Origin of the sequence: Aquiflexum sp. TKW24L (assembly GCF_023502205.1) — a bacterium.
Lineage (GTDB): Bacteria > Bacteroidota > Bacteroidia > Cytophagales > Cyclobacteriaceae > Cognataquiflexum.
The window spans coordinates 1-20427 of sequence record NZ_JAMFLG010000025.1 but is presented as its reverse complement, the minus strand read 5'-3'; the positions used below and the strand labels follow the sequence as shown (position 1 = coordinate 20427).

General features: G+C 40.2%; 18 protein-coding genes. 13 read left to right on the top strand and 5 right to left on the bottom strand.

Annotation, left to right across the window (positions count from 1 at the left end):
• The first annotated feature begins 64 nt into the window (after positions 1-64).
• From M3O96_RS15450 to M3O96_RS15440, 3 genes are all read left to right on the top strand, one after another.
• Positions 65-1639: a SulP family inorganic anion transporter gene (locus M3O96_RS15450; protein ID WP_249722008.1), complete on the top strand. Its 1575-nt coding sequence runs from the start codon at positions 65-67 to the stop codon at positions 1637-1639.
• A 106-nt stretch (positions 1640-1745) separates the two neighbouring features.
• The gene (locus M3O96_RS15445; RefSeq protein ID WP_249722006.1) at positions 1746-2084 is read left to right on the top strand and encodes a TraR/DksA family transcriptional regulator; all 339 of its coding nucleotides are present in this window, start codon (positions 1746-1748) and stop codon (positions 2082-2084) included.
• Between the two features lie 75 nt (positions 2085-2159).
• On the top strand, positions 2160-3434 hold the full coding sequence (locus M3O96_RS15440; RefSeq protein WP_249722004.1) for an MFS transporter: 1275 nt from the start codon (positions 2160-2162) through the stop codon (positions 3432-3434).
• A 19-nt stretch (positions 3435-3453) separates the two neighbouring features.
• On the opposite strand, the gene M3O96_RS15435 is transcribed toward M3O96_RS15440, so the two are convergent.
• Entirely contained in the window at positions 3454-4509 is a 1056-nt protein-coding gene (locus M3O96_RS15435; protein WP_249722002.1) for a hypothetical protein, read from the bottom strand.
• Between the two features lie 338 nt (positions 4510-4847).
• Between M3O96_RS15435 and M3O96_RS15430 the strand changes: the two genes are divergently transcribed.
• The 3 genes from M3O96_RS15430 (at position 4848) to M3O96_RS15420 (ending at position 5548) form a co-directional block, all read left to right on the top strand.
• Complete coding sequence (locus M3O96_RS15430) at positions 4848-5054, top strand: hypothetical protein (RefSeq protein WP_249722000.1); 207 nt, start codon at positions 4848-4850, stop codon at positions 5052-5054.
• Between the two features lie 66 nt (positions 5055-5120).
• The gene (locus M3O96_RS15425; RefSeq protein ID WP_249721998.1) at positions 5121-5330 is read left to right on the top strand and encodes a beta/alpha barrel domain-containing protein; all 210 of its coding nucleotides are present in this window, start codon (positions 5121-5123) and stop codon (positions 5328-5330) included.
• Positions 5331-5335: 5 nt separating this feature from the next.
• Positions 5336-5548: a hypothetical protein gene (locus tag M3O96_RS15420; RefSeq protein ID WP_249721996.1), complete on the top strand. Its 213-nt coding sequence runs from the start codon at positions 5336-5338 to the stop codon at positions 5546-5548.
• 46 nt (positions 5549-5594) lie between these two features.
• On the opposite strand, the gene M3O96_RS15415 is transcribed toward M3O96_RS15420, so the two are convergent.
• Genes M3O96_RS15415 through M3O96_RS15405 form a run of 3 tightly spaced genes read right to left on the bottom strand, consistent with a single transcriptional unit; the run spans position 5595 to position 9895 of the window.
• Entirely contained in the window at positions 5595-8063 is a 2469-nt protein-coding gene (locus M3O96_RS15415) for a bifunctional UDP-N-acetylmuramoyl-tripeptide:D-alanyl-D-alanine ligase/alanine racemase (protein ID WP_249721994.1), read from the bottom strand.
• 23 nt (positions 8064-8086) lie between these two features.
• Positions 8087-9142 carry a lysylphosphatidylglycerol synthase transmembrane domain-containing protein gene (locus tag M3O96_RS15410; RefSeq protein WP_249721993.1) on the bottom strand — a complete coding sequence of 352 codons (1056 nt, stop codon included), beginning with the start codon at positions 9140-9142 and terminating at the stop codon, positions 8087-8089.
• Between the two features lie 3 nt (positions 9143-9145).
• On the bottom strand, positions 9146-9895 hold the full coding sequence (locus M3O96_RS15405; protein ID WP_249721990.1) for a segregation and condensation protein A: 750 nt from the start codon (positions 9893-9895) through the stop codon (positions 9146-9148).
• Positions 9896-10078: 183 nt separating this feature from the next.
• Between M3O96_RS15405 and dxs the strand changes: the two genes are divergently transcribed.
• Positions 10079-11995: a 1-deoxy-D-xylulose-5-phosphate synthase gene (gene dxs / locus M3O96_RS15400; RefSeq protein WP_249721988.1), complete on the top strand. Its 1917-nt coding sequence runs from the start codon at positions 10079-10081 to the stop codon at positions 11993-11995.
• Between the two features lie 64 nt (positions 11996-12059).
• Entirely contained in the window at positions 12060-12821 is a 762-nt protein-coding gene (locus tag M3O96_RS15395; RefSeq protein ID WP_249721986.1) for an alpha/beta fold hydrolase, read from the top strand.
• 3 nt (positions 12822-12824) lie between these two features.
• Here the strand turns inward: M3O96_RS15395 and M3O96_RS15390 are convergent, their stop codons facing one another.
• The gene (locus tag M3O96_RS15390) at positions 12825-14273 is read right to left on the bottom strand and encodes a DASH family cryptochrome (protein WP_249721984.1); all 1449 of its coding nucleotides are present in this window, start codon (positions 14271-14273) and stop codon (positions 12825-12827) included.
• A 92-nt stretch (positions 14274-14365) separates the two neighbouring features.
• On the opposite strand from M3O96_RS15390, the gene M3O96_RS15385 reads away from it, so the two are divergent.
• The 5 genes from M3O96_RS15385 (at position 14366) to M3O96_RS15365 (ending at position 20387) form a co-directional block, all read left to right on the top strand.
• Positions 14366-14932, top strand: coding sequence for a hypothetical protein (locus M3O96_RS15385; RefSeq protein ID WP_249721982.1), 567 nt, complete (start codon positions 14366-14368; stop codon positions 14930-14932).
• A 127-nt stretch (positions 14933-15059) separates the two neighbouring features.
• On the top strand, positions 15060-16130 hold the full coding sequence (locus M3O96_RS15380; protein ID WP_249721981.1) for a hypothetical protein: 1071 nt from the start codon (positions 15060-15062) through the stop codon (positions 16128-16130).
• Positions 16131-16143: 13 nt separating this feature from the next.
• On the top strand, positions 16144-17073 hold the full coding sequence (locus M3O96_RS15375) for a polysaccharide deacetylase family protein (RefSeq protein ID WP_249721980.1): 930 nt from the start codon (positions 16144-16146) through the stop codon (positions 17071-17073).
• A gap of 103 nt (positions 17074-17176) precedes the next feature.
• Positions 17177-17728, top strand: a complete 552-nt coding sequence (locus tag M3O96_RS15370) for a hypothetical protein (protein WP_249721979.1) — start codon at positions 17177-17179, stop codon at positions 17726-17728.
• 247 nt (positions 17729-17975) lie between these two features.
• Positions 17976-20387: an alpha-L-rhamnosidase-related protein gene (locus M3O96_RS15365; RefSeq protein WP_249721978.1), complete on the top strand. Its 2412-nt coding sequence runs from the start codon at positions 17976-17978 to the stop codon at positions 20385-20387.
• The last annotated feature ends 40 nt before the right edge of the window (positions 20388-20427 follow it).

The following is a 20427-nucleotide window of genomic DNA, read 5'->3' as shown; positions in this document are numbered from 1 at the left end:
TATTTCATTTCTTATTTCCCACCAAAACCATTTGTTCATTGATAAATGAACCGTCCCAATACTTATGAGTGATATCAAAGCACAATACAAAAAACATTTCAAAACCGACCTCTCAGCAGGTTTGGTTGTATTCCTTATCGCCTTGCCCTTATGTTTGGGTATTTCTTTGGCTTCGGGAGCACCACTTTTTGCCGGAATTATTTCAGGAATAATCGGGGGAATTGTTGTTGGATTTCTGAGTGGATCCAGTATCAATGTCAGTGGACCTGCTGCAAGTGTGGCATTGGTTGTTTTTACGGCCATCCAGACTATGGGAAGCTACCAGGCAGTCTTGTTAGCTGTGATTCTGGCAGGTATTTTTCAGATTATTCTAGGTTTTATTAAGGCAGGAACGATTGCTTATTTCTTCCCAAATGCCATGATAAAAGGAATCTTGGCATCTATCGGGTTAGTTTTAATCTTAAAGCAAATTCCACACGCTTTAGGAATTGATGAGGTATTTGAAGGAATGGAATCATTCAGGCAGAACGATGGAAGGAACACTTTTTCAGAAATAGCCTATGTCATGCAAAATATTGGTTGGGGAGCAACAATCATTACCCTATTCTCTTTAGCAATTATTATATTATGGGAACGTCCTGGATTGAAAAAATATTCCTTTTTTCAATTTTTTCCTTCTGCATTGGCAGCAGTTATTTTCGCAATACTTATCAACCTTGGTTACAATCTATACTTACCTGAATTGGCACTTGGAAGTAACCACTTGGTGCAGTTGCCGGTAGCCAAAGACTTTGGTGAATTTTTCGGTTTTTTTACCTTACCTGACTTTTCACAGATAACCAATCCACAGATAATTACAATTGCGCTTAGCATCACATTTATAGCAAGTTTAGAATCTTTGTTGAGTACAGAAGCAGGAGACAAGCTTGATCCATATAAAAGGAAGACCTCAACAAATACAGAATTAAAAGCACAGGGAATTGGAAATATTGTGGCGGGATTAGTGGGAGGACTTCCAATCACCGCAGTAATTGTAAGGACTTCTGCAAATGTCAATGCAGGCGGTAGGACAAAAGTAGCCACCATGACTCACGGAGTAATCATGCTGATTTGTGTGGCATTGATTCCAACAGTCTTGAATATGATTCCGTTGGCAGCATTGTCAGCCGTTTTATTTGTAGTTGGATACAAACTCACTAGCTATCCAATCTATGCAGGTGTGTTTAAACAAGGGAAGAAGCAATTTCTTCCATTTATCATCACAATCCTCACTGTGATGTTTACAGATCTGATTACCGGTATCATCGTTGGCGGAACAGTGGCTGTATTCTTTATTTTGCGGGACAACTATAAAAATGCCTATCTACACAATAAGGTGGCCAAAGATGGGAATGAAAAAACCACTGTACGGCTCGCGGAAGAAGTTACTTTCTTGAACAAGGCCGATATCATGCTTTTTTTGGACCATATTCCCGAAAATCATCATCTAGTAATTGATGGTTCTAAGTCAATTTTTATCCACCCGGACATTTATGATATCTTGGATGATTTCAAAGAAACTTCCAAGTATAAGAATATAGAATTGGAAATTATTGGCTTGGACGACCGCAAAAAGTCCGAAAAATTTTGGGTAGGGTAGGCATCTATTCTCTATTTGGAATCCACTTACTTTGGTTTGGCAACTTCAATATTTTGAGATTCTATCTATCACTTCAAGTAAAAATTTAATTCTCGTATCTTCAAATATGGACGCAGAAAATCAATCTACTGTCAAAAAAATCATTTTGGACAAGATCATTGAACTTGAAACTGAATTTCTTAGTCTTAAAGAAATGACCAAACCACTGGGACTTGATTCTGCAATCGGGCGGATCAGCAGAATGGATTATATAAACAATAAATCAATCAACGAAGCTCAAATCAAAAAAATAGAAATCAAACTCAAAGCTTTGAACAATTGGTTAGGTAAATTAGGATCATCGGAATTTGGCAAATGCATCCGCTGTGGAAATGAAATCAATATCAATCGGTTGATTTTCCTCCCTGAAAGCAACCTTTGCATCAATTGCGCTTCAAGAAGCTGAGTGATTTTTATTGTAACTTTGGATTTTAAAGGAAATATTTATTCCTCACAAATTAGATTCTATTAAATCCAAGCCTTGAACTACCTACAGTTTGCCCGTAAAAACCGTGTGATGGTAATTTTTGGAATCATCATGACTGCCTTGTCGAGTTTTGGACAGACGTTTTTGCTGGCTTTATATGTTCCCTTTTTGATGGTGGAGTTCAACTTATCCAATGGACTGCTCAGTGCTTTCTATGGACTTGCTACCATAGGAGCGGCGATGGCCTTACCCAAGTTGGGCAAACTGATTGACACGGTTCCAATTCAAAAGTTCACCATGGCGACAACCGTCACCTTTGTCATCTCTTTACTTTTCTTCAGTTTTTCCCAAGCTTGGTGGTATATTCCCATCGCATTTTTTGGATTGAGGCTGGCAGGGCAGGGACTTTACAACCATATCTCAATCACCTCGATGTCCCGGTATTTTGATGTAAACAGGGGGAAAGCAATTAGCCTTGCTTCCTTAGGCCATCCTTTGGGGCAGGCAATATTACCGGCGATTATTTTGGTAGTGATTGCAAAGGTTGGATGGAGAGAATCCCTTTGGCTTAATGCTGCTATAGTGAGTATCGTGGTGACTGTGGTGACTTTATGGGTTTTGAAGCCTAGCCATCTTGTCAGCGAATCTGGAGAAATGGCGGATACAGTTTATGCAGAGAAAAAAGTAGACCGTGTCCGCCAAAGGGACATCATGAAATCAAAGGCATTTTGGCTATTGGCGCCAAACATATTTTTTATCCCTTATGCCGTTACAGGACTTTTTTTCTACCAGTTTGCGATCATCGAGTTCAAAGGATGGAATATTGGGTTGGCGGCAGCAGGATTGACATCATATGCAATTGCTAGTTTTTTTAGTATCCTTCTTTCCGGTCCGCTGATTGATAGATTCAAGGCGAAGACTTTTTTTCCTTTTTATCTATTCCCCTTGTTTGTGGCTCTGTTTGTTATTTGGCTTGTTCCTAATGTTTGGGGGATATTTGTGTACAATATTCTGATGGGATTGTCAGTTGGATTTGGTAGCGCTACAGTCGCCTCCCTTCAGGTTGAGTTTTTTGGACAAACCTATATCGGAACCGTCAGAAGCCTTTTTACATCAATCATGGTCTTGAGTTCCGCGATCGGACCGGCATTGTTTGGTATTTTTCTTGATGTGGGTTGGGGGTTTCAAACTATTTTTCCTGTAACAATTGGGATTTTGGTAGTGATTATGGTCCAGTCATTTAGGGCTGTTCCAAAATACTCAAGAGCCAAGTGGAAATTTAGATACAAAAAAGTAACAGGCCAAAAAAATAAAATCCCCAAACCTTAAGCTTGGGGATCATTTTTGATCAGAGACCTCTATTGAACATCTGGATCACGCGAAGGATTTCGGCATCCATTTCTTTGTTTCTCATGACATATTTTTCTTTGGAAATAAATCCTCCTTTGATACTGATATAATACACCATCTTGGTTTTGGATGGTGCAAAAGTCACCGATAGGTTATTGGCAGATTCGATTTTAAGGATATTATCCGTACTTCCTGCAAATGAATTCAGTTTATCAGTAAGAATATTAAACTTCACACCTTTCTTGTAATCCGTCACACTGTTGAGCGGGAAAGTGGACTCAAGCGACTTTGGATTTTTTCTGAGGTTATCCATGATAGACAGCAAATGGGAGCGCTGTGCATCGGTATTCAAATCTACAGTGATGGTTTTTTCTTTGTAGAAGCCAAACTCATGGTAGATCCCCATCAGATAATCAAAGAATGTTTGACCTGAAGCTTTCAATTCATTTTCTTTTTGGGCGATTTCCAAGATGATTCCCGAAAAATCAAGGGCAGAATGACAGATTTGTTGGTCAATATTGAAAGCACAGATCGGACTGCTTGGATATATCTTTTGAACTTCCGTCATGCTATTTCTCAATTCTCCCGGTTCGATTATTTCACTTTGAATTTTCAATCCGGATTTGAGAGCCATATATTCTACCAAATCGGAGGTGTGTATGGATTTTAAGCATACCAGATCTTCATATTTCCCGGATTCTTTCCAGATATTGAGGAGGATTGCTGCCAATTGGTGACTATTTAGAATTACAAATCCGCTTTTCTCATCTTTTTTGACAGCTAGCGTGATCCTTTCATTTTTTGAATCCATCCCGACAACCAAGCTAAAATCTGAGGCAGTGGCATGGTCAAGGGCCGGCTTGAGGGTCATGAAATTGAAAACAGGATTAAGATTGTCTTTTCCCCCATCTAACAGAATCTGATCATAGGCAAGCCCAGAACTGTCTAAGATGTTTGTAGAAACATCATTTTTTTCAAATGATGCAAACAAAATTTTGGCTGTATCTACTTCGATAAGCTCTTCAATTGATTCTTCAACAGGTGCTAAGTTCATGATGATTCTATTTGTAATGATGGAAATTCTAAGTTCAGATTTAAGTCAATTATAGGGCATTCAACCTAGTATTTGCAATAAAATCAGCAAATTCAATGGCGCAATAAGTGTTGGAGGAGTACCGGTAAGCCTAAAAAAGTGAAGTGAGGTGCGACGTTCCTACAAGGTCAAATATGATTATCAGTTGCTTACATACTGTAAAGGTACCAAATCAGGCTTGTAGAAAAAAGGATTAATTGATTTTGGTTTCTATTACCAGCATTGTTTAAGGCTTGGTAAATCAAATCTGGTTTTTATTTTTGGTATATCTGGCTAAATTTGGTTTAAACCAATTGCTAATGAAAACTGACTCCAAAATCCCCATTTATTATATTGAGGAAGAAAAAGACCTTGACATGTTGGTTTCGGAAGCCATAAATTCTTCTGCAGAGGGGAATATTATGCGCTATTTCCAACACCTTGCATTTAATTATGCGCTGTCAGGTGTAAATATTTACAATCTTCCCGTCGATAAGAAAATTTATTATATCGATGATGAATCTTAACAATCAATTTCCTGAAATTTTTATTCATTCATTACAGCACTAAATAAGCATCAAGTTGAATATTTATTGATTGGGGGATTTGCTATGGGTGTCTATGGCCATGTTAGAAGCACAGGCGACTTAGATATTTTTATCCATGCTACTATTGAAAATGCTAAAAAAACAGTTTTAGCTTGCCTGGATTTTGGTATTGAAGAAGGAGATTTGAAAGAAGAGATGTTTTTGGTAGAAAAAATGATCGGAATTGGATGCCTCCTTTGCGGATTGAAATTTTAAAGAAGTTGGATACAATTGACTTTAGCTTTGCTTATCAAAGGGCAGAAATAAAGAAAATCGGAGACCTTGAAATTAAGGTAGTTTCAATTGATGACTTGATTTTGCTTAAACAAGCTGCAGTTAAGGGAAGAGATAAAGAACGCGATGTCGAAGATTTAAACTTTTTGAGGAGATTGAAGGAAACGTTACAATCCAAGAAAAAGAAAGGTTGGTGGTAGAAATTAAAAAAATGTTCTTCAATAAATGGATTAAAGCAAATCCAGCTCAATCCAGATAATACACCCGCTTTACCCTGCTGCTGATATTGGTGAGCAACTCATAGGGGATGGTTCCGATTCTTTCGGATAGTTCTTTCAGGGAGATTCCGGGCCCATAAATGATCACTTCATCTCCTTCATTGGCCTCGATTCCCGTGATATTGACCATGGTCATGTCCATGCAGACATTGCCGATGACAGGTGCTGTTTTGCCATGGATCAGAACGAATCCTTTGCCGTTGCTAAACCTACGGTCGTAGCCGTCTGCATATCCTAAAGCAATGGTGGCGATTTTACCGTCTTCTTCCATGATTCCCTTTCGGCTGTACCCGATGCTTTGGCCTTTGGGTACTGATTTGATTTGGGAAATGGTGGTTTTCAGCGTACTGATGGATTTGAGGTGGGACTCAAATTTTCCTGAAACTTCGACGCCATACAAGCCTATTCCCAACCTCACCATGTCCATTTGGTATTCTGAAAATTGGACGATTCCCGCAGAATTCAGTGCATGACGGAGAGGTTTATAATCCAAGCTGGAACTGATGATCTCACATATATTGAGGAAAGAACGAAGCTGTTCTAACGAAAAATCCCTGTGGATAACTTCATCAGCTCCCACCAAATGCGTGTAGATGCTCCCGATCTCCAATTGTGGATAACTTTGAATCATGGAAAGTAACCTTGGAATGTGTTCCTCTTCAAATCCAAGTCTATGCATGCCGGTGTCGATATCCAAATGGATCTTCATGAGGACACCTCTATTTTGACAAAATTTTCCCATTTGCTGAAAAAATTCAGGACTATAGACTACCGGTTCGAGATCGAATTTTTCTAGATGGATAAATGATTCCTGAACAGGATTGAGCACCATGATCGGCAATCTGATTCCTGCTTCCCGCAGCGCAACTCCCTCATCTGTATACGCAACAGCAAGGTAATCTGCCTGCAACTGTTGCAGGTGATTGGCGATTTCGGCTGCTCCGCCACCATAAGCAAAGGCCTTCACCATGACCATGACTTTGGTTGTAGGAGAAATCTGTGTTTTATAAAAATTGTAATTATGCGTCAGCGCATTCAGGTTGATCTCTAAAGTCGTCCCGTGAATCCTTTGCTGCAGTCTATTGACAATTACTTCAAATCCGAATTTTCTAGCCCCTGTCACCAATACCAAGTCATTCTCAAAATCCTCTTGTGAGACATGGAGAAGCAGGGTTTCAGTATCGGCAAAAAAGACTGCTTTGCCTTCAAAGCTATCTTTTAAAGATGTAATTTTTTCGCCCACACCAATCAGAAAATCAATCTGATGATGGGTAAGCAGGTTTCCGACTTCTTTGTAAACTTCAGTTACATTCCATACCTGAAGCATGTCTGATAAAATAATAACTTTCCTTCTCTTTGGCCTTTGGGCAGCCATAAAATCCAAAGCCAATCTCAATCCAGCCAAGTCATTGTTGTAGGTATCGTCGATAATCAGGCAATCGTTGATCCCCGGCTTCAGGGTAAGCCTCATCTCGACAGCCTTCAGGTGATTGAGTCCTTCCTGTATCAAGGACTCTTCAAGTCCCAATGAAAGAGCTGCGATGATCACATGCCGGATATTTTCCAAAGAAGCCTGGTCCGCAAAGGGTACAGAAAAAGTAAAGACGCTCAAATCTGGCTTCATCAGCAGGATTTTGGATCGGTCTGTTTCCTTTTTGACAGAAAGTGTGTAGTCAGCTCCTGCAGTATCTGACCAAGAGATGAGTTTCTTTTCGTCAAATTTGGAGGAAAGATAAGCATGGATTTTTTCGTGGTCTTTTCGGTAAATGATGAATTCGCTTTGGTCAAACAGCATGGCTTTTTCGGCCAATTTCTGATCCATCGATTCAAAACCTTCTTCATGGGCAGTGCCGATATTGGTAAAGATCCCCATCTGAGGTTGGAGGATGGCGGCCAATTTTTCCATCTCTCCGGGTTTGGAGATGCCCGCTTCCATGATGGCTACCTGATGGTTTTGCTCGATACCAAACACAGAAAGGGGTACTCCGACTTGACTGTTGTAGCTTTTGGGACTTTTTGCGACCGCATATTTCTGCCCCAGAACTTGCCCCAACCATTCTTTGACAATGGTTTTGCCATTGCTTCCTGTAATGCTCACCAGTGGTCCCGCAAATAAGGACCTCTCATACGCTGCCAATTGCTGAAGGGCTTGGTGTGGGTTATCCACAGCTATGAAGGTGCAATCTTTTGTTTGGGAATTGGGAATTATATTACCTTTCTGGACCAAAAAATTCCTTACACCTTCCTCATAAACAGTTTTAATAAATTCATGCCCATCAAATTTCGCCCCTTTTAGGGCCACAAAAAGTGTTTTTGGTGGTTCAAGGATATTTCTGGAGTCAATAGAAATCCAACTCACAAGGCCAGAACCTGTCTGGGAAATCACTTCCCCATCCACCAATTCACTTATCTGATGTGCAGTGAGAGATTGGATCATCGAATTAATTTAAGAATTTGGTATTAATCTTCCTTCTTTTTGAAAAACACCTGTTTGATCCATCTTGGAAGGAAAATTGCCCCCAATATCAAATAAGGATAGTAGGAAAGCATTCTCCAAAGAATACTCGTCACAAAGGTGTAGCCATTTAAGAACTCTGCGAAGAACTGCCCGAAGAAGAACTCCGCAGTACCACTGCTTCCAGGTGTCGGAGAAATCATCATCACGATCCACATGATGACTTGTCTGGCAAAAATGACGACATGCTCACTGACAGACAAAGATTCATAAGCACCTATCAAGGCGTTGAGCATTAGGTACCTCGAACTCCATATAAAGATCGTTGCCCCGATGATCGTCAACCAATATTTGTAATTTTTACCTATCAGTTCCTTGGATGCCTCGATAATCTGATTGCCAAATTCATTTGCCGAATATTTCCATTTCCTTAGCCACTTGATTGAAAAGATTTTTAACAAAACCCACTTGAATACCCTTGGCCGGTAGAATAGTGCTAAGGCCATTATTAAAGAATAAGAGGCGTAAAGGCCATAGCTGATCCAAAATAAGACTTCAAGACTTCTCCCAAGTCTCATTTCCATCATCCTGCTCGCCGGGAATATATTGCCCTGGGCAAAATAAAGGATAATGGGTGCGCCGATTACAAAGAATAGATTATCCAGAATAGCCGTCAACATTACATAAGCGATGGCCTTCCCGAGTTTGATCCCTTCCTTATTCAAAATGAAAATTGCAACAGCAGAACCTCCAACTACGGATGGTGTGACGGCAGATGAAAACTCCCACAGGATTACTACATAAATCGCTCTAGTCCAAGTAAGGTGCTGATCGGTGACAACCTTGATCCGATACATATATCCGATATCACGGCAAAGAATGACTACAATTGCCAAAAGAATCCACCAGATTGATCCATCAAAAACACCCTTCAGCGTTTGTGCATTGACATTGGGATCAAGATAAAACATCAAGAAAACTATACCCAAACCAATAATTACCGGGAACCAGACCTTATTCGGATTTAGGGTTGCAAAAATCTGCTTATTATCTAATTTCATAAATTAAACCGAAGGAACCGTTTCTTGCTTTTCTACCCAAAAATTGTTGAATCCTTCTCCTATGGTAATGGTAACCATTGATAATTGTAATAATTCCAAAATCGCCAAAAAAGTATAAATGACAAAGATTTTTTCAGGCTTGTAGTTGATGAATTCTGTAAAGGGGACCCGGTCTTTCAACAGCATTTTTTCAAGGACAAAGTCTTTTTGCTGCTCTATCGTATAGGGATACTGTATAACAGTATGTTTTGTTTCATCTGTCCTAGAACTGTACTTGGACATTACTTTTTGGAATACTTTCAAAAGCTTGTAAAGGTCTAAGTCCTGCATTTCAGCATCAACATCATCTGCTTTTGCAAGTTGTTTGAGTTCTGCCATAATATTGCCCCTGGACTCTTTTGCTAGACGTGACTCCTCCAGCTTTGCAAGTTCAAGGATGACAGATTTGTATTTTTTGTATTCCAATAAATGCTTGATCAATTCTTCCCTTGGATCTATTTCTTCCCCATTTTCATCAATTTCCGGCCTTGGAATGAGCATTTTGGATTTTATCTTCATCAAGGTGGCGGCAAAAAGGATAAAATCACTTGCCACTTCAATTTCCAATTTTTCTAAATGGTGGATGTAATCAAGAAAATCCAGAGTGATTTTTGAAATCGGAATATCATATATATCAAGCTCATCCCGTTCGATAAAAAACAGCATCAAATCGAATGGTCCTTCGAAAAGTGGTAATTTGATTTCAAAACTCACTGTAAACTATTTTATTTTCGTAATTTTGCACATTAATCTTGTTCAAAGATATCCAAATAATGGTAAATTATTCATTTGCGCTTAAAAAGACCCATTTTCAAATCCGTAATTATTCAAAGATTATTCGGAAAAACAATTAGGGATGTCAAATGTTAATTACCTTTATTAAGAACCATATTGCTGATGATCATCAAACCAGGAAAATTACTCTCAAAGATCGATTCACCCGCCGATCTCAAAAAGCTTTCTAAAGACCAATTGGTACAGATCTGCGATGAACTTAGACAATTTATTGTTGACAATGTGTCTGTATATGGAGGGCATTTTGGTGCGAGTCTTGGGGTAGTGGAGCTCACAGTTGCTTTACATTATGTGCTCAATACCCCGGAAGATCAGCTTGTATGGGATGTGGGACATCAGGCATATGGCCATAAAATTTTGACGGGAAGAAAAGAGCAGTTCCATACCAACAGACTTTATGGAGGGCTTTCAGGTTTTCCGAAAAGAACTGAAAGTGAATTTGATGCCTTCGGTGTAGGGCATTCCAGCACTTCTATATCGGCAGCTTTGGGAATGGCAGTTGCTTCCAAGTACAAAGGAGATTTAAAAAAGCAACATGTTGCAGTCATTGGAGATGGTTCCATGACCGGGGGCATGGCCTTCGAAGCAATGAACCATGCCGGTGTTTCCGACACCAATATGCTGATTATCCTGAATGATAATTGCATGTCGATTGATCCAAATGTGGGAGCTTTGAAGGATTATCTGACTGACATCACTACTTCACATACTTATAATAAAGTCAAAGACGAGGTTTGGAATCTTTTAGGTAAGATTTCCATGTTTGGTTCTTCAGCCCAAGAGATTGTTTCAAAAGTAGAAGGTGCGATCAAATCTGCGGTCTTGAAGCAAAGCAATCTTTTTGAATCCTTAAATCTTAGGTATTTTGGCCCAGTTGACGGCCATGATGTCCATCATTTGGCGGAGATTCTTGCTGATTTGCGGGATATTCCAGGTCCCAAAATCCTTCACTGTATCACTGTCAAAGGAAAGGGATATGCTCCGGCCGAAACAGGAAACAAAACCACTTGGCATGCTCCGGGACTTTTTGATAAGGTTACCGGTGAGATCTACAAAAAAACACCAATCAATCCCCAAGCACCAAAATACCAAGATGTTTTTGGACATACGATTGTGGAATTGGCCAAGGAAAATAACAAAATAATGGGGGTAACCCCTGCGATGCCTTCCGGCTCATCGATGAATATCATGATGAATGAGATGCCCGATAGGGCATTTGATGTTGGAATTGCGGAGCAGCACGCGGTAACCTTTTCCGCTGGCCTTGCTACGCAAGGACTGATTCCTTTCTGTAACATTTACAGCTCTTTTATGCAAAGGGCTTATGATCAAGTCATCCACGATGTTTGTCTCCAAAATTTACAAGTCGTATTTTGCTTGGACAGGGCAGGTTTTGCCGGAGCTGATGGGCCTACGCACCACGGGGCATACGATATTTCATTTTTCAGATGTATTCCAAATCTTGTCGTATCTTCTCCTATGGACGAGGAGGAATTAAGAAACCTGATGTACACAGCCACCAAATTTGAAGGGCCTTTTTCTATCAGGTATCCTAGGGGACAAGGTGTTATGGTGGATTGGCGAACTCCGATGAGAGAAATTCCGGTCGGTCAAGGCAGAATCATCAAAGAGGGAGAGGATGTTGCCATTTTGACGATTGGCCATATCGGGAACTATGCTGTCACTGCCTGCGAAACACTTCAAAAAGATGGTTTCAATCCGGCTCATTACGACATGAGATTTGTCAAGCCACTAGATGAGGCTATGTTGCATGAAGTTTTTGGTAAATTCAAAAAAGTATTGACTGTAGAGGATGGCTGTTTGATGGGTGGATTTGGTTCTGCAGTCTTGGAGTGGATGGTAGACAATAGCTATCAAGCTCAAGTAAAAAGATTAGGGATTCCTGATAGAATCGTAGAACATGGTGAGCAAATCGAGCTCCACAAAGAATGTGGGTTTGATCCTGAAGGAATTGCCAATGTTGTAAAGCAGATGGCTGAATCTGTGGTGGAAAAGTAATTTAGATTTATTCCAAAAAAAATATTAATCCCGGCTATAAGTTGGGATTTTGTATTTTAGGTCCATGATTAAATTTATTTCTGTAGGCTCAGGCAAGCCCCTCATTTTTATCCACGGATTCTGTGAATCCAAAGAAATGTGGATAACTTTTTCTCAGGAATTGGCCAAAACCCATACTGTTTATTGTATCGATCTACCCGGATTTGGTGAGGGCCCTTTGCAACAAGATCATTTATCGCTTGAGGAAGTTGCGGTGATGCTCCAGGATTGGATGGAGGATAATGGGATCTATCATCCAATCGTAATCGGTCATTCTTTGGGAGGATATGTTGCTTTGGCTTTGGCCGAATTGATGGGAAATGCCTTGGCTGCCATAGGTTTGTTCCATTCCACAGCTTTCCCGGATGATGTCGAAAAAAAGAAAACCCGAAACAAAACCATCACTTTCATCAAAAAATACGGTGTGGATAAGTTTATAGATTCATTTGTCCCTCCGCTTTTTAGCGAGCAGCACAGGCTAATCCACCAAACCAAAATAGAAGAATTGATTACCTTGGGAAAGAAAAGCTCCAAAAAAGGAGTGCTTGCTTATTTGTCAGCTATGCGGGAAAGAATAGACCGAATGGAAGTTTGGGAAAACTTCAAAGGTAAAAACCTGATGATTGCAGGGGTTTTGGATGGGGCAGTAAAGATTGAAGCTAGCCGAATGCATAAACCTTATACCGATGATTACTTTGAGTTACAAGAAGTCGGTCACATGGGTATGTTTGAGGCAAAAATGGAGACCTTAAGGATTCTCAAGGATTTTTTGAATAAAATAGGATAACCCTTAATTTTTGATTGAAGTCCATTTTTCTCTTGTAGAGAAAGCAACAATAGGATGTGGATAATTTGCTCCTAGATGAACGCCATAAGATCTCAACTCATTTTTTGTTAGAGAATCCGGTTGATGAATATCGAAGCCCGGAATTTTGCCCAGTTCAGGAATCCAATGCCTGATAAAATCACCTTTTTTGTCATAAATGTTGGCTTGTTTTAGGATATTGAAATACCTGTTTTCCCTTGGGTCATTGCCGACTCCGGCGACATACATCCAATTACCCCAATTAGAACAGACATCATAATCTATTAATTGACTTTCAAAATACATCGCCCCCCATCTCCAGTCTATTCCCAAGTCGTTGACCAAAAAGGAAGCGACATTTTGCCTACCACGATTAGAGATAAACCCAGTTTCGTTAAGTTCTCTCATGTTGGCATCTACAAAAGGGATACCTGTAGAGCCTTCAGCCCAATTCCAAAATAGTTTTTCATCTTTTCTCCAGTTATCCACATGGTTTTTGATTCCTTGAAGAGAAAATATTTTGCTCCCGTGTTTTTTGCTGACAAATCGAAAATAATCTCTCCAAATTAATTCAAAGACCAACCAATAAGTAGAATCATTCTTTTTTCTAAGGGTTTCATAGCGGTTCACTTCTTCATAGATAAATCTTGGGGATATACATCCCAATGCTAGCCAAGCTGAGAATTTGCTGCTGTAGTCCGGACCCAACAATCCATTGCGGGTTTCCTTATAGGTCTTTAGGCTATCATTTTCCCAAAAATAGGTTTGTAATCTTTGCATGGCTGCATCCTCACCTCCTGTAAAAGGTAAAACTCCTTTTTTGGAACTGGCAGGCTCTTGCAATCCCAATGTGGATAACTCCGGAATGAGCCCTAGATCACAGGATATTTCAGGGAAGTTGATGCTTTTCGGCTTTTGAATGGTCTTTCTGACCTTACTGAATTTTTCACATTCCTTTCTAAATTGGGTAAAAACCTCAGGGGTTTGATTCACGGGAAATGGTAAATCTTCGATGTGGAATAGCGTACTCTGCCAAAAGGTCCTTGTTTGAACACCTTTTTTCCAAAGGGCATTTTCGAGGGCGTTTTCCACATTTTTTTCTTCCTGCGTCACCTCTTCTGAAAAATATACGGCCTCTGCTTGGATTTCCTCAGCCAAAAGAGGAATCTGTTCTTCAGGTTTACCTATCCTCAAAATAAGATTTGATTTGAGTCCAATAAGATTTGACCTAAGGTTATCCACAGCCTCTAGGAGAAATTTTGCCCTAAAAGAACCCGTTTTTTGTATTCCCAATTCCACTTCGTTAAATTGCCTTGGATCAAAGCAATACACAGGGATGATTTCGGAAGACTCCTTACATGCCGAAAATAAGGCTGCATTATCATGCAACCTTAAATCATTTTTAAACCAAACTATGACTCTATTATATTTCATTATGTTATCAAAACGCCCTGTTTAATAAAAGTGTTTGTCCAAATCATGTATATTGTAAACATATTGTATATTAAATTTTCTGTTTTCCTCATATGAAACTATACATACTTGTTGTTCTAATCTTTTTTTTCGTTCGGGTTTATGCCCAGGAATTACCGGCAAACCAAATCTTTTGGAAATCTCTATCCGCACATTGTGGCAATTCGTATGAAGGCACTGTAATCACACCCATTTCGGAGAATGATCCTTTTGCCGGAAAGAAGCTAGTCATGCATATTGTGGATTGCGGCAATGAGTTTATCCATATCCCATTTTTTGTAGGAGAGGACAAATCAAGGACTTGGGTTTTGACAATGGAAGATGGTTTGATTAAACTGAAGCATGACCACCGACATGCAGATGGTTCCCCTGATAAAGTCACCCAATACGGAGGGATAGCTTCAAATACAGGTATGGCAGGAATACAATTTTTTCCCGCAGACCAAGAAACAGCAGATTTGATTCCGGCATCGGCAACCAATGTTTGGTGGATAACTTTAGATGAAACCTCTTTCACTTACAATTTGAGAAGGATGGGAACAGACCGTTTATTTTCAGTCAAATTTGACTTGACCAAAGAAGTAGAAAGTCCCGGTCCGGCATGGGGTTGGGGAAAATGATTTCCTTGGACTTTGTTCATTATGCCCGCATTTGGTGTTAATGTAATAGTAATAAGATAATTTATCTCAATGGCAAAAGGACGCCCTTTCTCAATAAAGGAAGATGAAATTTCCAAAATGTGAATAAATGAAAAAACAAGGAATCTATCGAAAAGTGCTAAATTCTTTGGTCCTACTCCTGGCCTTCTCGTTTCATTGTTTTGCCCAAAACAATGGGCTCTTTGATAAAGATGAAATTCTGGAGATTTCTATAAAAGGAGATTTTGACAAGCTTTTTAAAGATACCAAAGGCGAACCTCAGTATTTTGATTTTTCACTATCGTATGAGGATAACTCCCAAAAAAGTAAAGAGATTCCCTTAAAAGTCAGAACGAGAGGTCATTTTAGAAGGGAGATGAATATTTGTACTTTCCCTCCTCTTTTGCTTAATTTCTCAAAAAAGGAGACAGAAAATACGGTTTTTCATGGGCAGGATAAACTCAAGCTTGTCATGCCCTGCAAAGGTGAAAAGTATGTGTTGCGTGAATTTTATGTGTACAAGTTGTATAACCTGCTTACTGACCAAAGCTTCAAAGTGCGGTTGGTAAAGCTGACCATGGAAGACATGTCTTCTAAGCCCAAGAAATTTGAGCCAATCCTTTGTTTCCTTATAGAAGATGAAGACATGATGGCAGCACGAAATCTGATGGCTTCTATAGATCAGTCACTCATTAGGCCTGAAAGCGTACCTGTACCTGAATTTCATCGAATGGCTGTGTTTCAGTATTTGATTGGAAATACGGATTGGTCCATCCAATACCGCCAAAATATCAAACTGATAAATGTGGACAAAGCTTCTTTGCCGGTGGCTGTTCCTTATGATTTTGATCATGCTGGTATAGTGGACGCACCATATGCTAAGCCCGCTCCCGAGCTTAAGATGCTTTCTGTCACCGAGCGCAGGTATAGGGGATATTGTGTGGAAGACATGCAGGTCTTTGAAGAAACAATCGGCCTGTTTAATTCCAAAAAAGAAGCCATCTACAGTTTATATTCCAAAAGTGAGGTTTTGGATGAAAAATATATAAAGTCCGTAACCAAATACCTAGACGGGTTTTATGAAATCGTAAACAATCCCAAAAAGGTAAAATCTGAATTCCAATACCCTTGTCTCCAAGAAGGTACAGGGAATGTCGTAATTAAAGGTCTCAAAAAATAAACCCCATTGAGCTTTGAAAAAGTTATCCACAATATTTTTTATACTCATTTCTACCTTGTCATTTGCACAAGAAAGGTCCCTAGCAGAAAAACTTGGGTATTCGAAATCGGATAAATTACTCATCATCCATGCGGACGATATTGGCTTATCCCATTCAGAAAATATCGCTACCATTTCTTCCATGACGGATGGCTTTGTAAATTCTACTAGCATCATGATGCCATGCGCTTGGTCTTCTGAAGTGGGAGAATTGATCAAAGACCATCCAAACCTTGATATCGGTGTGCATATCACACTGACCAATGAGTGGTTCAATTACAAATGGGGACCTATGGCGGAAAATGTTCCGGGATTAAAAGGCCCGGATGGCTATATGTATCCTGACTGTGCCTCGGTAGCCACAAATGCGAGCCCTGCTGAAGTGGAAAAGGAGATCCGCGCCCAAATCGAAGCTGCTTTAAAGATTGGAATCAAGCCAACCCACCTCGATTCACACATGGGCTGTATCTTCTATGGCAGGCCTGAATTCGTACTTTCTTACCTCAAGTTGGCAAAAGAATATGGTTTTCCGGCGATGGTTGTTCCTGAAATGGTAGAATCCATCATCAAAGCAAATCCTGATTTGTTCAAAGACATCGATGTGGATAACTTGCTTGTCATTGATCGGGTGGCAATAGCCTCTCCTGCACTCTATGATGAAAAAGGAATGGACGGATTTTATACAGATTTGTTTAACAGCTTGGAATCCGGCATTACTGCACTACTGATCCACGTGGCCTATGACGATGAGGAAATGAAGGCCGTCACCGTTCGTCATCCTTATTGGAATTCAGTTTGGAGGCAGGCAGATTATGATTTCTTTACGAGTGAAAAAGGCTGGAAACTGATCAAGGACAACAATATCAAACTTGTTACCTGGAGAGAAATCGCAGCTGTAAACTAGGTGTTCTTGGAATAATTAATGTAATTAGAGTCAGGGTAGGAGAGATATTGATCTCCTCCTATTCAAAAAAATATAAGTCACCTATCTCGCTAAAGTTTCAATTATGATTAAAAATTCATTAAGCAACACGCTAGGTGTTGTCATTCTGCTATTCCTTGCTACCGCTTGCAAAACCCCATGCAAAGACACCCTCTACGAACTGACTGAAGTATCTTTGGTCCCAAGGACGTCTTCCGGATCTGGAAACAGCATTTGGTTCAATGATGATGCGCTGCCGATTGACAGGCTGATCATCAATATCAAGATGGTAAAACCTATCCAGGTCCTCTTCAACCCAAGTCCTGATTGTCCGGTGGTATATAAAAACACCAATCCCGTATCTAGCTTCCAATTGGTAAGCAATGAGGATTTCAATGTGGATTACCCTGCAGGAAAGGATCTTTTTGAAATAGCTTCTTTCACCAATTTGACCCAATCTTTTTCCAAAAATGAGTTTGTTGATAACTACGTCAATCAATCCAACTTTGGGACTTTCTATTTCACCTTTACCGAAAGTCCCGATCTTGCCGAAATGCATTCTCTGAAAATCATTTCCAAGTTTCAGAATGGATCTACCTTGCAATCATCGATCATTCCAGTATTACTTACACCTTGATTGCCTCGGTAAAATGAGGACTGTTGCTGCCTTTATGAGATCACAAGGACTCTAAATTAGGTTTTAATGGCCTAGGGACTATATTCTTCTGGTTTTCGGAGTTATCCACATGACCTTTTCAATGGATATTATCTGTACCACTACCTTTGCTAATGGCAGGATTTTTTCTGCCACCGTCGACAACATTGTATTGAGGGTTGAATGAAAAGACTTAACTTTATTCATTAGCCATATTCACTCATCCACTATGACCCTTCGATCTTCTTTGTATTTTTTGCTCGCAGCAATGCTGCTGTTTTTTTCCTGTAAAAGTAAAACAACTGAAAATCCCCTGTTTTACTACATGGAAGGTGTAGAAGGCCTTATCGGTATTGCAGAATACCTATCCTCTCCCTACGTGACCGCAGGTGACCGTGTATATATGGTAGGACATCAGGACGGCACATTTCCTGATTTGGGTTGGCATGTCCAAGGTGAAATGGGAGGTATTTGGAACCATCCCATCAAACTCATGGATGGATTTACCGCAGCCATTGTTGAGGCAGACAATTCCTACTGTCTCGATGCAGCCCATCAGTTTGTCAATTATCCTTTTGCCAATAAACACCTTTTTCAAACGCATGTTCCGGGATTAGAAGTAGACCGGTTCCAATTTGTTCCGGATGGCGTGCAGGGCATGGTAGTTGAGTTTACTTTTAGGAATGTGGATAAGTCAGAAAAGTCCTTTGATTTTGAATTTTCGGGCTATACAGACCTGATGCCGGTCTGGTTGGGAGATAGGGCAGGCATGGTGGATTTTGAGGATCAACTTTCATTTGACGAGGGCAGGAAAGCTTGGATGGGCAAAGACGAGGGCAATGAATGGTATGTGATGTTTGGTTCCAACCAAGAAGCAAAAACTTCTGAAGGTCCCTCTGCTCATTGCAAGTATACTCCGCAGGGAAAAGGAAAAGCCGCCAGCTTGAGTTACAAAATCATTCTCAAATCAGAAACCTCACAAAGTATCCGGTTCTTTATCTCAGGGTCCTATACTTCCAAATTGGATGCCGAGGAAACTTACGACAAGCTCAAACTGAATTCAGAAACTTACCTTAAAGACAAAAAGATACATTATTCACAGATTGCTTCCAAAGCCAAAATTACCATTCCGGACAAAGAACTTGAAAAAGCTTTTGAATGGATCAAATACAATACAGAATGGCTTGTAAGAGAAGTGCCTGAAGTGGGAAGAGGACTCGGGGCAGGCATGCCGGACTATCCTTGGTGGTTTGGCGTGGACAATGAATATACATTGAAAGGTGCCATTGCCACGGGAAGAAAGGATTTGGTCTACAGCACCATCGAACTTATCCACAAGCTCTCTGAGACCAATGGAAATGGGAAGATTGTGCATGAGGTAAGCTCCAACGGGGTGATATTCAATCCGGGCAATATCAATGAAACTCCCCAGTTTGCTTCCCTTATTTGGTGGGTATTCCAATGGACAGGTGACAAGGAGTTTTTGGCCAAGTATTATCCGACAATAAAAAACGGTCTTCAATGGCTGATGGAAGAAAATGACAAAGACGGCAATCTTTTCCCTGATGGCTATGGCATGATGGAAATTCACGGCCTCCAATCCGAGATGATCGATGTGGCCACTTATACCCAAAAAGCATTTGCTGATGCCGCCCAAATGTCAGCACTGATGGGGGAGGATTCGATTTCGACTAGTTATCAACATACCGCTGACCTGATCAAAGAGAAAATCAACGAAGATTTTTGGGTAGAAGAATTCAATAGTTATGCGGATTTTATCGGCACAACAAAAGAAGCCATTCACCTCGTAGATGCCGCCATCATCAGGGCAGATACACTCAACAAACCCTGGGCTGTAGAAGAATTGAAAGCCACGAGAAAAAAATTGGTTACCTATCCTCCAAACAAAAAACAAGGCTTTGTGATCTTTCATAATTGGGTGGTCAATACGCCCATGGAAATGGGGATCGCTGATCCGGAGAAAGCCATCGCTGCTTTGGATAAAGGAAAAAAATTCACCAATCCATTTGGTGTTTTTGTAACCGGCATTGACAGGGATGAGTCCTCAGACATGGCAGATGGTTCTTTTGTAGGAAGCAAGGCTTTCTCCTATACAGGTGCTGTCATGACTTTGCCAACAGGGGTTTCTGCGATCGGAGAAAATAACTACGGTCGTCCTGATGAGGCTTTGGATTACCTGAAAAGGATGACCAAATCATTTGGCTTTGCGTTGCCTGGTTCTATTTATGAAGTCTCCCCTGATTATGGAATGATGGCGCAGGCATGGAACCTGTATAGTTTCGGTGTTCCCATCGTTACCCAATTTTTTGGTATTCAGCCTGATGCAGGCAAAAAAGTTATCCACATATCTCCGGCTTTTCCGAGTTCTTGGAAAGAAGCCAAAATTGAAAATGTAGAAATAGGAGATAATGTTATTTCTTTAACCTATCAAATAAGGGAAAACGGTGAAGTGGAAGCCGTTATTAACCAATCAAAAGCTGATTGGCAAATCGTCTTCTCTTGGCCTCAAGCCATACAGGCCAATATTAGACTAAATGGAAATAATATGGAGATTGAAAACCTTTCGGGTAAAAACAGGATTACCTTTGGAGGTAAGTCTAATACCATTCTTCTAAATTGATTCAGGGTTTTGCCTCTCATCCGGTAAAAAATTATAAACT